Source organism: Pseudobutyrivibrio sp. JW11, assembly GCF_900115355.1.
Taxonomy (GTDB): Bacteria; Bacillota; Clostridia; order Lachnospirales; family Lachnospiraceae; genus Pseudobutyrivibrio; species Pseudobutyrivibrio ruminis.
Genome location: NZ_FOWB01000025.1, coordinates 1 through 16,263, shown reverse-complemented (window position 1 = coordinate 16,263; position 16,263 = coordinate 1). Strand labels below are relative to the sequence as shown.

Here is a 16,263-nt window from a genome sequence, read left to right as displayed (position 1 = left end):
GGATATTTGAGAGGAGCTGCCCCTAGTACGAGAGGACCGGGGTGGACGGACCACTGGTGTATCAGCTGTCGACCAACGGCATAGCTGAGTAGCCAAGTCTGGACGGGATAAACGCTGAAGGCATCTAAGCGTGAAGCCCCCCTCAAGATGAGATATCCCATTCCTTTAAGGAAATAAGATCCCTTATAGACGATAAGGTAGATAGGTTCAAGGTGTAAGTGCGGTAACGCATTCAGCTGATGAATACTAATAGATCGAAGGTTTATTCTAAAAGGAAGATGTGTAGCGAATTTTCGGACACTAAGTTTTACTGTGTGAAGTTTTGAGGTTGCTATAAGAGAAGTAGCAAGCAAGAGCTTGCTTTTTTCGTAGAGAAACCACTATTTGGGGGCGTAGCTCAGTTGGGAGAGCACCTGCCTTGCAAGCAGGGGGTCAAGAGTTCGAATCTCTCCGTCTCCACTCAATAGTTTTTGCTATTGTTTGTATTCCTCAATAGCTCAGTTGGTAGAGCACTCGGCTGTTAACCGAGTTGTCGTAGGTTCGAGTCCTACTTGGGGAGCTTATCCTAAAACATCGGGGTGTGGCTCAGTTTGGCTAGAGCACCTGGTTTGGGACCAGGGGGTCGCAGGTTCGAATCCTGTCACCCCGACTAATTGAATATTTGCGGGTGTGGTTCAATGGTAGAACATCAGCCTTCCAAGCTGAATACGTGGGTTCGATTCCCATCACCCGCTCTTACATTAATATCATGCGCGATTAGCTCAGCTGGCAGAGCACCTGACTCTTAATCAGGGTGTCCAGGGTTCGAACCCCTGATCGCGCATTTTAATATGGCGAGATAGCTCAGTTGGCTAGAGCACGCGGTTCATACCCGCGGTGTCGAGGGTTCGAATCCCCCTCTCGCTACTTTTTATTATGTGTGTGTAGCTCAGCTGGATAGAGCACTTGGCTACGGACCAAGGTGTCGGGAGTTCGAATCTTCTCACGCACGCTAAAAAAGACTTTGGAATTATCCAAAGTCTTTTTATTTTAACTATTAGCTGTAAGCAATTCTTCTATTTTCATATTTCTATCGTCGATGTAGATGTCACAAGTTATTTTTCTACTGTTATTTCCGTATAGCTCAACTATTTCTGGAAGGTTATCATTGATTGCATCAAAAATAAGGCCGTGCTTTTTACACCAGTCAGTAGCATCTTCAAGAGGCTTGCCAGCGCGACAGGTCCAAAGAATGATTTTGCTTCCGGATGCTTTTTGTTTTTTTAGGTATTGTATTAGCGGTAGATTTGGCTTGCCTAGATTAGGCCAATCACTGAAGCATAGTGTATTATCGAAATCTACTGCAATGATTTGATTTGCAAGTTCCATAGGCTTTCTCTCCATGTTTGTATTTGTATATGAGATTATGCAGCCATGTATTCTAAATAATCGTCCTCTGTAGCAAATAACTCGTATTCGCCATCAACATATCCCATATATCCTGCGTCAATAATGTATCCTTTCATAAAAATACCTCCGTATAAGTTGCTATTTACTGTATTAACTGTGTATATAGTAACTTATGATGGTGTCCATATTTACTCCCACCAAAGAGAGGATAAGTCTAATAACGGCTTAATAGTATTTTCTCTGCAACAACATCTGATAATGCATAAGGAATTAATTCTTCAGGACTTGAGGAAGGATTTATCCATTCATCAACTTTATCTTCAGGTAGCATTAAGGGCATTCTGTCATGTATTTGCTTAAGATTTTCTGTTGGTTCTTTTGTAAGAATAACGAATACTGGATATCCATTTTCAATATTATATAAACCGCAAAGCCAGGTGATAGTAGAACCATTTGGCTGTATTGCGTATTTGTCTCCAGTTTTGACTCGACCATCTGGGCTTCTAAAATGTTCCCATTCAAAATAGTATGATGCTGGAATAATACATCTGTGAGTTCGCCAGGCTTCTTTGAAAGTGGGCTTTATGCTGGCAGTTTCGTAGCGAGCATTGAAGATTGATCGTTTATTATCCCTGCCGATGAATCCCCATTGCATTGGAAAGACACTTCGCGCTCCCTTTGAATTGGGAGCGATAACAGGAACAATATCCGTCGGACGAACTTCTCCATCTGTAATAAATGGCCGTGCATGGGAGTCTATAAATTTAGTAGTGAGAGAAGAGCGTTCGGCTATATCGATTATATCCTTTAAACCAGTAAGACTTCTCTCTAAAGCATATCTTGTACACATAATAATTCTCCATTTATCGAACATAATTTCCGAAAATATGTTTGCTTTTTGTAATCAGATGATACACCCTAAAGAAGTGTTTTTCAATCCCGAACATTAATGAAATTTTTATGAAAAAATAGAACAAAAATTAGTCACAACTAACCCCGGAGGACTTAATTAAGCCCCATTTTATTAATGCACTATGATATACTTTTGATAGTAGATGTGTAGGGAGAAATGCTTAATGTAGGTGGTTTATGAAAATATTACTTGTTATTGATGTACAACAACGATATTTAAAGAACTATAAACCAGATTTGGTTGAGAGGGTAAATAATAGAATAGCTGAGGCAATAAAAAAAGATATTCCTGTAGTTTATGTTAGAAATACAGGAAGAAGTGGTAAGGATGAAAATTTTGATTTAGCCGAAAGCCTATTAATTAAATCTGATTGTGTATTTAAGAAAAGATTGCCTAGCGCCTTTTCTAATGCAGATTTTGAGCCCTTTCTTAACAAGATGAATGTTGATACTATAAATGTTGTTGGAGTTGATGGAAGGTGCTGCGTATCCAGAACGGTTATGGATGCATTAGAAAAAGGCTACAAAGTTTATCTTCTCATGGATGCAATAGAAGCTCATAATGATAAATTCTATTATACGGAATTAAAGACCATGGAACAAAATGGAGCTGTGGCGCATATGAAATTAGAAAAAATGTAGCGTCTATCAATAGATAGGCGCTATTGTTTGTACATGAAGAAATTCACCCTCAGGTTCATGAGTGGTACACAGACGTTTCTGGAAGAATTCTCCTTTATGCTTAATATTTTTTTCTTTCATGATTGTCAGAGGTAGTGACAAGTCCCAAACGTTTTCACAGAGCTTGCCCTCATCGTCGTACTCTGTAGGAATGCTATATTCATAGACAAAACATTTGCAGTTTCCAACTGGGATTATTGTTTGCTTATCGTCATTTGTAAGCTGTTCTGTTAAATCGGGCTGGATAGCGCCCCACATTCTTTCAAATTTTCCAGGTTCTAATTGGTATGCTGAAGAATCCTGCATCTTCACGTATTGTGTGGCATTCATACTAAAGTTGTCTTTCCAAATAGCAGAATCTCTTCCTTGTTTTCGTTTATCAAAATCAATAAATGTGAAATAGGACAATGGTAATTCTTCTATGCGCCAGCTTTCTTTGTTTTTAATTCTATCTAGAGCAGAAGTGGTGTCATCAATTTGATTCATTAAAAACAGTAAATTAATGATTTCTTCGCGTTTGGCTTGAAGAGCATTTTTATAGACATCAAGACGTTCTTCAAGACTTGATGTATCAATAATTGATTTTGCGTCCTCCAGTGATATCCCCATGTTATTTAACTGTTGTAGCTCAATAAAATGGATGATTTGAAAATCAGCATAATATCTGTAGGCTCTGTCATCCTTCCATATCGGTTTTATTAAATTCTTTTTATCGTAGAACTTGAGATATTCAGGGGATACCCCTACCATTTTGGCGTATTCACCAATAGACATAAATGATTTTGACATAACATTAAAACCTCTCCTTTAGCCATTATATAGGCAGAATTAACAAATATCAACGACCATATTTTTCCTTGCTCGGTAGTAACTACCGGCCAATATAATCAAGGAAAATCATAATTTATCAAAGGAGAAGGATGAATATGAAGAGAAAGATTTTTTTAGCATTAGCTCTAGTTTTAGCGCTAGGAGCAACAGGGTTTTCAAGCATTAATGTTTATGCAGCTACGAACGTTTCTGTGGAAAACCAGACCGCAACAGCTAGTTTAGTAAAAAACACACAGTTTGGAGCAGTGGAAGGAACAAGTAAAGATAATTGTAATGTATGGTATTCGATTCCATACGCAGCTGCACCTACAGGAGATTTGCGCTGGGAAGAGCCAAAGGATCCAGCAGCTTGGACAGATGTATTAGATTGCACCTCTGTAGGGAATAAAGCAATTCAGGCAGGAACAGATTATGCAACAGGTGAGACAGTTGTATCTGGCTCTGAAGATTGCTTGAACTTAGATGTATATGCACCAAATAATGCAAAGGATTTGCCAGTGCTTGTATACATTCACGGTGGAAATAATCAGACCGGAAGTTCATCAGAAATTGAGGGATCACAGATTGTTGTAGATGAGAACTGCATTTATGTATCTTTAAATTACAGACTTGGAATATTAGGATTTAACGCACTTCCAGCATTCCAGACTGATGCAGATTCTACAGGAAATTACGCAATGCTTGATATTGCAAAAGCTCTAGATTGGGTTCGTGCAAATATCGAACAGTTTGGAGGAGACCCAAACAACATTACTGTATCAGGATTTTCAGCTGGTGGACGTGATGTTATGGCCATGCTCATCAGCCCAATTTTTGAAGGCAAATTTGATAAAGCAGTAGTATATTCAGGTGGTATGACAGTTGCAGACGAAGATGCAAGTGCTGATAGAATAGCAGAAGCAGTTGCTCCGCTTGTTGTAGAAGATGGATTAGCTGCCAACGAAGAGTTGGCAAAGGCGTGGTTATTATCTAGTGACCCAGCGGTAGTTACATACATGAAATCTGTTGATGCAGATCGTTTGTGTCAACTTATGTCAAATGCAGGAATAAGAATGAGCGTGTTCCCTCATCTTTATACAGACGATGTAGTTATTCCTTCTGAAGGTTTTGATACTACTGAATACAATAGTGTACCAATCCTTATGTTAACAGGAGAAACAGAGTTTAGCTTATTCTCAGCTTTTGATGGATATTTCTATAGTCCAGATGTGATGGCATTAGATTCTCAAACACAGGATTTAGCAAAGTCATTTGCAATTGAGTATGGTTCTGAAATGTACAGAATATTTAATGCACAGTGTTCAGCACAAAAGATGTATGCAAATTATGATGACAATATTTATATTTGTCAGGTTAGATATGGTAGTGATGACAGTGCAACTCAAATCCCAATGATGGGATCATTCCATGGAATCTTTGTCCCAATGCTTACCGATAATCATTCATATGGAAGCTTTGCAAATTTTGATAACACAGGATATCAGAATATGGCAACAGTATTCGATAGTTATCTGAGCAACTTCCTAGTATCAGGAAATCCAAATGGTGATTCACTTGCTACATGGAATAATTGGACACCAGCAAATCCTGTATCATTAGTACTAGATGCTGATGATTCGAATGCTATTGTCACTGTAGAAAACACAACTTCATCTTACAAGCAGATAATTGGTCAGATGGAAGCAGACAACAGTATTTCAGATGATGTTAAGAATCTTATGATTGATCATGTAATGAATGGAAGATGGTTCTCAGATGTATTGGATGAGACATATAAAGATTAAGTAGAAAAAAGGAACTCTCCAATGAGAGTTCCTTTTTTAATCCAATTCCTGTTCAAAGTATGATATTAACGTATTTACGTTAGTGTCGGAGTGTTCAACTTCTCTAGAATATAGATATATGTTTTGGGCTAAGTCCATATTAGGATGTGCAGCTTGAATCATCATAATCCAATGAGTGCTCATTATGGCAATCATAGCTCTGGCATAAATCTGTCCATCATATACAGCGCCGCAGAAGTAATTAAATAGAAGAGAAATAAGTATCTTTTCAAAAACAAAGGTTGCATCCTCTGAAAATTGTTTTGCTGGATTGTTATTCCAATAGGATATCGTTTCTCTAATGGTTTCATGCCATGATTCTTCTAACACTTCTAATTCAAGGAGGGTGTTGAGTCCACTCATGGCATATTCTAATGAAATGTTGGACTTATCTTCATAGGAGATGTTATCCATTTCAAAAATTTCACCTTCATCGTAGAGATTCTGCAAGGCAAATGCAGAACTTCTAATGCGTTCCAATCGTTCTGAAAAAGGAAGAGAGCTATCTTTTGCAAGCTCAATCAGTTTATCTCTAGCATATTCCAACTTGTCAAAGAGCAGGAAGTCAAAGTCTTCAAATTCTTCTGGGTCGTCTAAAATATCATCCTCAGTTTCCTCAAATGAAAAAGAATAGTCAGGGGCCATAAGCATTCTAACTGCCTCAGGACATGAAAGAGATAGTGAATATTCACGAATATCCTGAAATTCTTCAACATGACGAGGATACTTGCCACAGGTGCTGCAAAGATAGCTTTCCCCTAAAGTGGATTGCAAATCACAAAGACCTGTTTCATTAAGCATGCTACAACGAGTGTTGTTTTGAAGAAAAGAGCCTTCTTCATAATTAATAGAAGATTTTAATCTATGTCCAAAGTCTCCAGATGTGGTAGCGTATTTATCAAGACTATCTTCATCAATCATGATTTGCCAACCGATACAGCAGCTTTTGGGACATTTATCTGCAATACATTTGAAGTTATCAAAATCTTTTTGTTTTCTGTAAATCATAATAATACCTCTAATATAAATCTTTACCATGGTATCACGTATAGGATTGAGTTGCTAGTCATTGCATCAATCTGTAACATGGACTATTATGTCATGAGAATAAAATAGCAGATAAAAGAGGATAGGATTTTGAGAATATTATTAGTACGACATGGACAGACAGATTTAAATGCACAAAAAAGACTACAGGGCAGTTCTGAAATACCACTTAATGCAAGAGGGCGTCAGCAGGCGAGAGAGACACATGAACTAGTGAAAAGTCTTGGCCTTATTCCAACAAAACTAATAACCAGTCCACTGGGAAGAGCAATTGAGACAGGCTGTATAGTAGCTGGAATTGATATTAGTGACTATCAGGAAAATGAAATAACTAAGGACAATAAGCCTGATGATGTGGTAATTGAGCCAGATTTAATTGAAATGTCTTTTGGAATATATGAACAGAAAAATATGGAACAGGAAAATCCGGAATTTCTTGTTGAATGTTTCGATAAACCTGAAACTTATAATCCTCCTGAGGGTGGAGAAAGTTATGACGAGGTTATAGCAAGAGCGGGACGTGTGATAGAAAAAATCAGAAGTGCTATAAAAACAGGTCAGTTTAATGATGATGACATTGTTATGCTGGTAAGCCATGGAGCACTTAGCCATGCTATTTTTGAGACTATTAAAAAGACTCCACGAAGCCAGTATTGGGATGTGGATTTCAACAACTGCGCCATTGCTGAATTGTTTATAAGTGAAGATGGTACAAAAGACAATTACCAGTTCATCTCAGATGGATTTGAGAAAAACTGGTAATCGATAATCTTATTATTCAGAGAAGACAACCTTGTTGCGGCCTGTTTCTTTGGCCTCATACAAGGCTTTGTCAACTTTGGCAAAGGATTCAATTTTATCGATATCCTTGTTTATTAGGCAAACACCGATACTTATAGTTACCTGATCAACAGGAGTAAAATCGGTAATAGACACTCTTATGCGGATACGCTCTGCCACATCAATAGCAGTTTCTTTATCGCAATTTGGAATCAGACACATAAATTCTTCTCCACCCCAGCGGGCAAAAAATGCATTGTCTGGAAGTCTTTCCTTTATTGTATTTACAACTCCTGTAATTACTTGATCTCCCACATCATGACCGAAAGTGTCATTGACTCGCTTGAAGTGGTCAATATCAAACATAATCATAGCAACGGTATCAAAGGCAGAAATATTGTGGACTAGCTCATCATAATAATAGTCAAGAGCTGCTCGATTATAGATTTTTGTAAGCTGATCATGACTAGCCATATTTGCAAGAAGGTTTATATTCTCATTTAAATCTTCTGTTGTTGATTCCAGGAATGAAATAAGTCGATCTCTTAAATCTATAACCTCAGGCTCAGCTTGTAATCGTGGGTCTGTAATAGGAGAGGTATCTGCGACTGGTTTGTTACCTTCCTTTATACCTACAGCAACAAGAGAACCATTTAATAGGCCATCGCCATGCTCGTCGTAAAGAAGTTCTCCATATCCACAGGACCAGGTTACGTTAGGATTAACTTGCTTAAAATATGAAAATTCCCTTTCAGCTAGTTCATCCCCCATAAGTGTTCTACGGCTCATACATGCATAAATAAGTATTGCATCGGGATTGAATTCCTTCATCTTGTTGGCACAGGTCAATGATTCATCCAAAAGATAATTCGCTTTTGCATAGGCTAAGCTGAACTTTGTTCCCTCTGGTATTTCAATTCCAAACTGAAGTGAGGTTACTGTGTGCTTTAATGCAACACGGGCAACCAGCTTATTGTTATGCTTGAAAATAAAAGGAAATGCTGCTGTATTCTCAAAAAAGTATTCATTAATAGGAACCCCTAGATACTTATTATATACAGTGACAGCAGGCTTATCATTTATTTTGTAAACCTTTCCATCAGATGAGCTTTCTGTAACAGTAAAGGTGTTTCCTAAAGGTTTCCAGCCAAAACTATAGTGGGTGGTTATCTCCAGAGTAGGTCCGTGAAATACCACAATTACCATACCTCTTTCATATACGTTGTTGTTATGGAAAACCAAAGACTCGTCTGATTTTAAAGTTGAAGTGCCAGCCAAGGCTCCAAACAAAGGAATATTAGGATACTTCGCTGTTACTACATCTATAAAATCCTGAGGAGTCAGTGTAATATCGGAGCCCATTACTAGAATGCCTTTTACATCTTTGATGTTTTCCAGTTCTTTACATAATTCAAGACCTACATCCTTAGGTGTAAGTATATTACAGTCATAAGAGAAGGCTGTATAATCGTTTTCTTCAAATAAAAGAACGGATACAACAGGAAATTTTGCGGCATGAGTATCATGGGTCATTGCGCAGTGAGAAGTCATACCGATGATTGTTATTTTTGGAAGTGCAATATGAGCATACTCCAGTCCTTTTTTTATATAATCAATATCGCCGCTAGGCTCTACAGCTTGAAAAAGCACTTTTTTATGTGGAGTTTCTTCAATAAAATTTAGCAGCTGTAGGGCAACATCATCCATTTCGTCAGCTTTGTCAAATACAATAGTTTTTTGCTTCATATTGCCTCCTAAAACGATATGTCAATATTGTCACTATGGTACATAACGTGACACTATTAGTATATTGAAAAAAAAACAACATTTCATGGAAATTGTGTGAACTTACTCGAAAATAGAAAATATTTGTGATACAGTTAGGTTGCTGGGGAATATATTGTCAGAAAGGGGTAATTATGCAAATATCAATTGGTACATCAATGAAGGCTGATGTCAATTCAGCCGTAGCCGAAGTTATTGGGAAGGCTAATAATCCTAAATTATTAATTTTATTATGCGCATATGAGCATTTGAAGGACGCTTCGGAACAAATTGCTAATAAGTTCCCTGGTGTTGATTTAATCGGCACAAGTACAACGTCTTATTATGAATCAGAATCATCAGATAAGCGAATGGTTTTGATTTCGTTTGGTGCAGATGCAGAGGTTGAAGTAGGAATCTTGCGAAATCTATCGAAGGCACCTCTTCAGGATATTGCATCAATGGAACAAAAAGTTTCTAAGATTGGGGCAGGAGATGGCAACACAGTTTGCATTGAGTTCTGTACTAATGATGAGGAACGTTTGGTTTCATCTATGAATGTGGCCTTAGAGAAAGCTAACATTCCTATTGTTGGTGGTACAATTTTTGGATACCCAGCAGATGCAACAGGATATGCAATGCTTAACGGTGTTCTTTATCCAGATGCATGTTGTTATGCTTTAATTAAAAATAAAACAGGAAAGATTAGAACATATTCTGAGCTAATTTTTAGACCTATAGAAGGGGCAAATACACATATTGCAACAAAGGTTAACCTGGCGAAGAAGGAACTTATTTCTTTGGATGGTAGACCTGCAGCGGATGTGTATTGTGAGGATGCTGGCGTTAGTAGAAGCGAGTTAGTAGACAATGTTTTGGTTAGTCCGCTTGGTCGTGTAATCGGTGATGAAATCTTCATCAGTAGCCCTTATGCGATTGGTGAGAACGGTTCATTGATTAATTACAAAAAAATCAATGAAAATGATACCATTCAGATAATGGAACTGATGGATTACGACGAGATTGGTGCAGAAACAAGACGACAAATCAAAGAAGAGAATAAGAAAATCTCATTGGTATTCTCTGTGAATTGTATCTATCGTCATCTACTCTACACTCAGAGGAATTATCTAACCGAATATTTGACAGCCATGAAGGGAGTAGGCCCACATGTTGGAATCATCGGCGGTGGTGAGCAGTACAAGAAACAACATGTAAATCAGACAATGGTATGTGCAGTATTTGAGTAGGGTAGATAGGAGGACGATATGGGACTTTTTGGTAAGAAGAAAGTAGTTGAGCAGGAAGTTGCAACAACTACGCCAGCAAGTGAGAAAGCTGTTAATTTAAAAGATAAAATGATTGCCTTAAAAGAGGTTGGTAGGTTCTCGATTGAGCAAAAGAATATGCTTCAGAGAGAAGAGGCAAATACTATTCAGGGTATTGAGACAATCAGAGATTCTTTCTCAGTTGTTGAGGAAAAGTATGGTAACATTTCTGATTCAGTTGCCAGATTCCAGGATCAATTCAAAACAATTGAGGAGATTACACAAGCCTTTGATGAAATCGTAAAGAAGCTTGAAATTACAGCTGACGATTCTCATGAAGGTATGGAAAATGTAGATAGAAGCTCTAGTGCAGTTTCAGATACAATCGCAGAGGTTGAGGAAGTGTTTGAAGCATTCCAGAAGAGCTTTGATGACATTCGTGAAAAGGTTGAACAGATTGGTGGCTTTGCAAAGCAGACAAACCTTTTGGCCCTTAACGCTTCAATCGAAGCTGCACGTGCAGGTGAGGCAGGCCGAGGATTTGCCGTTGTTGCCGATGAAGTAACAAATCTTTCTACTGAAATCCAAAGCGTTGTAACATCTATCTTTGATAGTATGAAAGAACTTGATGAGAATAATAACCGCTTGGTTGAATCAGTTGATCATACAAAGGATGCTATTAGTGCTTCTCATGAGAGAGTAGTTGAAACGCAGGAAGTTGTTGGAAAGATTAAGGACGTTGCAGATGAGGTAACAGGCCAGAGTGCTCAGATGGCAGATGTATTTAAGAACTGCGAATCATCAATCAATGAAATCTCTGACAACATTGACGACTCTCAGAGATACTTCGATACAGTTTCAGACGACATCGAAGATATCAAAGTTAAGATTACTAAGAAGGGATTTATGTTTGAGGATATGAATAATGTTCTTGAGCAGATTGCTCCTCTTACTGAACTTTAATTGAAAAGATTTATCACGAGTGGGACCGGCTTTTTGCTGGTCCCTATTTAATGTGGTAGAATACTACAGAATAACAGTTTAGAGGAGACGCAAAATGAATTTTCCAAAAGATCCAGTGATGCTTCTTTCTGTAGTAAATACTGCATTAAGAGATTATTATTCAAGCTTTGATGCATTGGTGGAGGATAATGAAATTGATGGTGATGAAATAATTGCAAAGCTTGCAATGATTGATTATCACTACGACGCTGAAAAGAATAAATTCAGATAATAGAGAGAATAAACTTATGAAAAAATTTTTTGCAGGGTTAATTAAAACAGTACTAGTACTGGTAATAATTGGTGCTGGTATGTGGTATGCATTCGGTGAAAATGGTCCATTTAATGAGCAGGCAAAAGCCTTTGCCAAAGAGCAGGGAATGGAAGATGAGCTTCAGTGGCTAATAGGTGAGACGGAAACCACTGAGGATGAGCCTATTGCCGTGGAGGCAGAAGATACTGAGGAAACAACAGAGGCTGAACCTACAACAGAGGATTTAACAACATCAATTGTCTTTACTGGAGATGTTGAGCTTAGTGAATATGTTCAGTCAAATTATGATAGTCAGGGAATTGATGGCGTGGCATCAGCTGAGATACAGTCACTTTTAAACGACGCCACATATACAATGATTAACAATGAATTTTGCTATTCGGAGCGAGGACAGCAGGCTCCAGATAAGCAATACACATTTAGAGTAAATCCTACTTACGTGACAATTCTTAATGACTTAGGTGTAGATATAGCGGGGCTTGCAAATAACCATGTGCTTGATTATGGTCAGGATGCATTGACAGACACCTTTACAACACTTTCGGATGCCGGTATTGAATATACAGGTGCTGGAAACAGTCTTGAAGAGGCTAGTAAACTTATTGTTAAAACAGATGCTAAAGGCAGAACTTACGGCTTTTTAGCAGCCAGCCATGTGATACCAGTTGGAAGCTGGAATGTGCTAAACTCACAGCCAGGAGAATTCTGCTTCTATGATGAGACAGATTTATTGAATGCTATTTCAGAGGCAGATAGTCAGGTGGATTATCTATTCGTAATGGTTCACTGGGGCGTGGAGCACACAACTGAGCTTGAGGATTACCAGACTAATGATGGCTACAAAATGATTGATGCTGGCGCAGATGCTGTAATAGGCATGCACAGCCACTGCTTACAGCCAGTTGAATACTACAATGGTAAGCCTATTTTCTATAGCTTGGGCAACTTCATTTTTAACCAGACAATCAAGTCAGGTGGAGGTGGTGCAGTTCAATTTACAATTGATGAGAATGATGCTATTAGCTACAGAATAGTACCAATTAGCGCCTCAAATGCAGTGACTTCAATAGACGAATCAAGCTATTCATATGTTGAAAGTATTTCTAGTAATGTAGCCGTTGATGAGAATGGATTTATATCAGAAAAAATACAATAAAGTACAAAATCGAGAACAATAAAAAAAGCCATCCATTTTTCACAAAAAAGGTGTACACTAGCTATGGTTTGTAGTAACTAATTAAATTTTAAATAAATAGTTAAAGAAAGAAGAGGAATTAAAAATGGCAGGATTTGGAGCATTAATTGACATCCTTAAAAAGGATCCTAAGAAAATCGTATTTACAGAAGGTACAGACCCACGTATTATTGAGGCTTCTAGCCGTCTTCTTGGTTCAGATTTCCTTCAGCCAATTCTTATTGGTAAGGAAGCAGAGGTTGCAGCAGCTGCAGAAGATGCTGGTTTCAACATCCGTGGAGCAGTTATCATTGATCCAGATAACTATGACAGATTTGATGAGATGTGCGAGCTTTTCTGTGAGCTTAGAAAGAGCAAGGGCGTTACAATGGAGCAGGCAGCTGCTACATGTAAGCAGGCAAACTACTTCGGTACTATGCTTGTAAAGATGGGCGTTGCAGATGCACTTCTTGGTGGCGCTACATACTCAACAGCTGATACAGTTCGTCCAGCACTTCAGGTTATTAAGACAAAGCCAGGTAACAGCATCGTATCATCATGCTTCATCATGGTACGTAACTCTGCTACAGGCGATAGAGAAGTTCTTGCTATGGGTGATTGCGCAATCAACATCAAGCCAAACGCTGATGAGCTTGCAGAAATCGCTGGCGAGACAGCAGCATGTGCAAAGATCTTCGGTATTGATCCAAAGATTGCTATGCTTTCATACTCAACACTTGGTTCTGGAAAGGGCGAGGATGTTGATAAGATGCGTGAAGCTACAGCAAAGGCTAAGGAGAAGTATCCTGAGCTTGACATCGAAGGCGAGCTTCAGTTTGATGCAGCAGTTTCACCACGTGTTGCAAAGACAAAGTGCCCAGGCTCTACAGTAGCTGGTCATGCAAACACATTTATCTTCCCAGATATCAATGCTGGTAACATTGGATACAAGATTGCACAGCGTCTTGGTGGTTTCGATGCTTATGGCCCAATCCTTCTTGGACTTAACGCACCAATCAACGACTTATCTCGTGGATGCAATGCACAGGAAGTATATTCAATGGCTATTATTACTGCCGCTCTTGCTTAATATTTATAGAACGACTAAATTCCGCGACGGAAGTCGCGGAATTTTTTTAACGGAGAGAAATTGTTATGAGTAGATGGATTCTACAAAGGAAAGCTGCAGACTATGCAGGCTTAAGTTCGAAATTAAATGTGGACCCTGTTATTGTGCGCCTTATGGTAAATCGCGGTCTTAAAACATATGAGGAGATGAATGAGTATCTTCATCCTACTTTAAATAATTTTCCTGACCCTCATCTTGTTGCTGATATGGATAATGCTTGTGAACTACTTCTGGAAGCTATTGATGAAGGAGTAAAGATTCGCGTTGTAGGTGATTATGATGTAGATGGCATCATGTCTACATACATTCTTACCAGGGCTATCCAGGAGGCAGGGGGAGACGTAGACTATGCAGTACCTGACCGAATGATTGATGGATATGGCATAAATCCAGATATGGTTCAAAAAGCATATGATGAAGGTGTTAGATTCATTATTACTTGTGATAATGGTATTGCAGCAGCTCCAGCAGTCAATTTGGCGAAAGAACTAGGTATGACAGTTGTTGTAACGGATCATCATGAGGTGCCATTCGAATTGGCAGATGATGGAGTTACTAGAAAGCAAGTTCTTCCTAATGCAGATGCTGTGGTCGATCCTAAGCGAGAGGATTGCCAATATCCATTTAAAGGAATCTGTGGAGCACAGGTAGCATGGAAGCTTGTGGAAGTTCTTTACGAGTTCATTGGAATTGAAAAAGAAGAATCTGATAAGTTTCTTCAGTTTGCCAGCATTGCTACGGTTTGCGATGTTATGGAATTAAAGGGTGAAAATCGCTCCACTGTATATCACGGAATCAGGGCAATTGAAACTACTGACAACATCGGCTTAAGCGCTCTTATTGCTAGAACGGAGCTTTCAGGAAAACCATTGAGCTGCTATCATCTTGGCTTTGTAATTGGGCCATGCCTTAATGCCAGTGGCCGTTTGGATACTGCAGCTAAAGCAATAGAGCTTTTGATGGAAGAAAATCAGGCAAAAGCACTTGCAATGGCAAATGAGTTGGTGGAACTTAATGCGGAGCGAAAGGCAATGACACAAACCGGTATTGATAAAGCTAGAGAGCTTATCGAAACTACCGACATTGTAAATGATAGAGTTCTAGTAGTGTACATTCCTGAGCTTCACGAAAGCTTGGCTGGTATCGTGGCAGGACGTATTAGAGAAAGCTACAGCAAGCCTGTACTTGTGATTACAGATGCTGAGGATGGAGCAAAGGGAAGTGGCCGTTCAATTCCGGCTTACAATATGTTTGAGGAGCTTACAGCAGTTAAGGATGTGTTTACAAAGTTCGGTGGACATCCAATGGCAGCAGGTGTCAGCCTTCCAACAGAAAAAATAGATGAGCTTCGCCAAAGACTTAATGCAAACTGCAAATTGACAGATGATGATATGCAGGAAATTATTAATATTGATTGCGATATGCCTCTAGGGTATATCACTGAGGAGCTTGTAGATTCAATAGACTTACTTGCTCCATTTGGTACAGGTAATACAAAGCCATTGTTTGCTTTGAAAAATATACCTATAACCAGAGCGGCTTATATTGGTAAGGAAGGTCAGTATTTACGCTTATCATTACTTACAGAAAAAGGCCAAAGTATAACAGCTCTTATGTTTAGAAATGTTCCTGAATTCGAAAACGCTGTTATCCAAAAATATGGAGATTCCAGCTGGCAAGGACTCTTTTCAGGAAGAAATACAGGCGTTAAAATGGATATTGTATACGAGCCATCTATTAATGAATTTAGAGGCCAGCGCAGTGTACAAATTATGATTGAACAGTTTCAATAGATTGCGTGTGATTTATTGAATCTCACTGTTAAATCATTTAGAATCAATATAAATGCAAATATAAGTCCAGCGGTGTGATGTCAAGTGAAGAAGAATAAAAATTCTTTTATTTTTTGATATATTTCACGAAAAGAAAAAACGACCACCTAAGCCCTGTCGACCATATTTTTAAATGAGCAGGGCGTACTCATCAGCAAGTAGGTGATACTACTATGCTGGACGATATAGACGATTGTCTTTCAGCAGTCGAAAGACTAATCGCACAAGTTTACGGGCAGTTAATGCGAGTGCACGTTTATGTTGGTATCTGTTTACCTCTTTGTATTTGAGGTGATAGAAGTCGTTGTATTCCTTGTCGCATCTTACAAGAGATAATGCAGCTTCACACAGATAATA

Annotated in this window: 14 protein-coding genes, 7 tRNA genes and 1 rRNA gene; 17 read left to right on the top strand and 5 right to left on the bottom strand. The window is 38.6% G+C overall.

Annotated elements, in window-relative coordinates; all coding sequences use genetic code 11:
- The 8 genes from BM102_RS13830 to BM102_RS13795 all read left to right on the top strand — a co-directional run.
- Window positions 1-270, top strand: a 23S ribosomal RNA gene (locus BM102_RS13830); the annotation flags it as partial.
- A 116-nt stretch (window positions 271-386) separates the two neighbouring features.
- Window positions 387-459, top strand: a tRNA-Ala gene (locus BM102_RS13825).
- Between the two features lie 27 nt (window positions 460-486).
- Window positions 487-559 (top strand) — tRNA-Asn (locus BM102_RS13820).
- A 15-nt stretch (window positions 560-574) separates the two neighbouring features.
- Window positions 575-649, top strand: a tRNA-Pro gene (locus BM102_RS13815).
- A gap of 14 nt (window positions 650-663) precedes the next feature.
- Window positions 664-734: transfer RNA gene (locus BM102_RS13810), tRNA-Gly, on the top strand.
- 16 nt (window positions 735-750) lie between these two features.
- Window positions 751-823: transfer RNA gene (locus BM102_RS13805), tRNA-Lys, on the top strand.
- A gap of 9 nt (window positions 824-832) precedes the next feature.
- A tRNA-Met gene (locus BM102_RS13800) sits at window positions 833-906 on the top strand.
- An 11-nt stretch (window positions 907-917) separates the two neighbouring features.
- Window positions 918-991, top strand: a tRNA-Arg gene (locus BM102_RS13795).
- Between the two features lie 38 nt (window positions 992-1,029).
- Here BM102_RS13795 and BM102_RS13790 read toward each other — a convergent pair.
- Window positions 1,030-1,368: a hypothetical protein gene (locus BM102_RS13790; protein WP_044938450.1), complete on the bottom strand. Its 339-nt coding sequence runs from the start codon at window positions 1,366-1,368 to the stop codon at window positions 1,030-1,032.
- Window positions 1,369-1,603: 235 nt separating this feature from the next.
- Window positions 1,604-2,239: an SOS response-associated peptidase gene (locus tag BM102_RS13785; RefSeq protein WP_177194980.1), complete on the bottom strand. Its 636-nt coding sequence runs from the start codon at window positions 2,237-2,239 to the stop codon at window positions 1,604-1,606.
- 239 nt (window positions 2,240-2,478) lie between these two features.
- Here BM102_RS13785 and BM102_RS13780 point away from each other — a divergent pair, with 239 nt between their 5' ends.
- Window positions 2,479-2,943, top strand: a complete 465-nt coding sequence (locus BM102_RS13780) for a cysteine hydrolase family protein (protein WP_044938444.1) — start codon at window positions 2,479-2,481, stop codon at window positions 2,941-2,943.
- A gap of 6 nt (window positions 2,944-2,949) precedes the next feature.
- Here BM102_RS13780 and BM102_RS13775 read toward each other — a convergent pair whose 3' ends face one another.
- Window positions 2,950-3,771, bottom strand: a complete 822-nt coding sequence (locus BM102_RS13775) for a helix-turn-helix domain-containing protein (protein ID WP_044938441.1) — start codon at window positions 3,769-3,771, stop codon at window positions 2,950-2,952.
- A gap of 137 nt (window positions 3,772-3,908) precedes the next feature.
- Between BM102_RS13775 and BM102_RS13770 the strand changes: the two genes are divergently transcribed.
- A complete protein-coding gene (locus BM102_RS13770) occupies window positions 3,909-5,597 on the top strand; it encodes a carboxylesterase family protein (protein WP_090482899.1) in 1,689 nt (562 codons plus the stop codon).
- Window positions 5,598-5,633: 36 nt separating this feature from the next.
- Here BM102_RS13770 and fliB read toward each other — a convergent pair whose 3' ends face one another.
- On the bottom strand, window positions 5,634-6,644 hold the full coding sequence (gene fliB, locus BM102_RS13765) for a flagellin lysine-N-methylase (protein ID WP_090482896.1): 1,011 nt from the start codon (window positions 6,642-6,644) through the stop codon (window positions 5,634-5,636).
- A gap of 129 nt (window positions 6,645-6,773) precedes the next feature.
- On the opposite strand from fliB, the gene BM102_RS13760 reads away from it, so the two are divergent.
- Window positions 6,774-7,445: a histidine phosphatase family protein gene (locus BM102_RS13760; protein ID WP_177194979.1), complete on the top strand. Its 672-nt coding sequence runs from the start codon at window positions 6,774-6,776 to the stop codon at window positions 7,443-7,445.
- A 12-nt stretch (window positions 7,446-7,457) separates the two neighbouring features.
- Here the strand turns inward: BM102_RS13760 and BM102_RS13755 are convergent, their stop codons facing one another.
- Entirely contained in the window at window positions 7,458-9,209 is a 1,752-nt protein-coding gene (locus BM102_RS13755; protein ID WP_090482890.1) for a sensor domain-containing diguanylate cyclase, read from the bottom strand.
- Window positions 9,210-9,382: 173 nt separating this feature from the next.
- On the opposite strand from BM102_RS13755, the gene BM102_RS13750 reads away from it, so the two are divergent.
- The 6 genes from BM102_RS13750 to recJ all read left to right on the top strand — a co-directional run bounded on the left by BM102_RS13750 (window position 9,383) and on the right by recJ (window position 15,867).
- On the top strand, window positions 9,383-10,477 hold the full coding sequence (locus BM102_RS13750; RefSeq protein ID WP_090482887.1) for an FIST signal transduction protein: 1,095 nt from the start codon (window positions 9,383-9,385) through the stop codon (window positions 10,475-10,477).
- An 18-nt stretch (window positions 10,478-10,495) separates the two neighbouring features.
- On the top strand, window positions 10,496-11,458 hold the full coding sequence (locus BM102_RS13745; protein WP_090482884.1) for a methyl-accepting chemotaxis protein: 963 nt from the start codon (window positions 10,496-10,498) through the stop codon (window positions 11,456-11,458).
- A gap of 94 nt (window positions 11,459-11,552) precedes the next feature.
- Window positions 11,553-11,729, top strand: coding sequence for a DUF4250 domain-containing protein (locus tag BM102_RS13740; protein WP_033151501.1), 177 nt, complete (start codon window positions 11,553-11,555; stop codon window positions 11,727-11,729).
- Between the two features lie 16 nt (window positions 11,730-11,745).
- Window positions 11,746-12,927 (top strand): CapA family protein, encoded by a 1,182-nt coding sequence (locus BM102_RS13735; protein ID WP_090482881.1) that lies wholly within the window; start codon window positions 11,746-11,748, stop codon window positions 12,925-12,927.
- A 124-nt stretch (window positions 12,928-13,051) separates the two neighbouring features.
- A complete protein-coding gene (pta, locus tag BM102_RS13730) occupies window positions 13,052-14,035 on the top strand; it encodes a phosphate acetyltransferase (RefSeq protein ID WP_090482878.1) in 984 nt (327 codons plus the stop codon).
- Between the two features lie 65 nt (window positions 14,036-14,100).
- The gene (gene recJ, locus BM102_RS13725) at window positions 14,101-15,867 is read left to right on the top strand and encodes a single-stranded-DNA-specific exonuclease RecJ (protein ID WP_090482875.1); all 1,767 of its coding nucleotides are present in this window, start codon (window positions 14,101-14,103) and stop codon (window positions 15,865-15,867) included.
- Window positions 15,868-16,263: the final 396 nt, after the last annotated feature.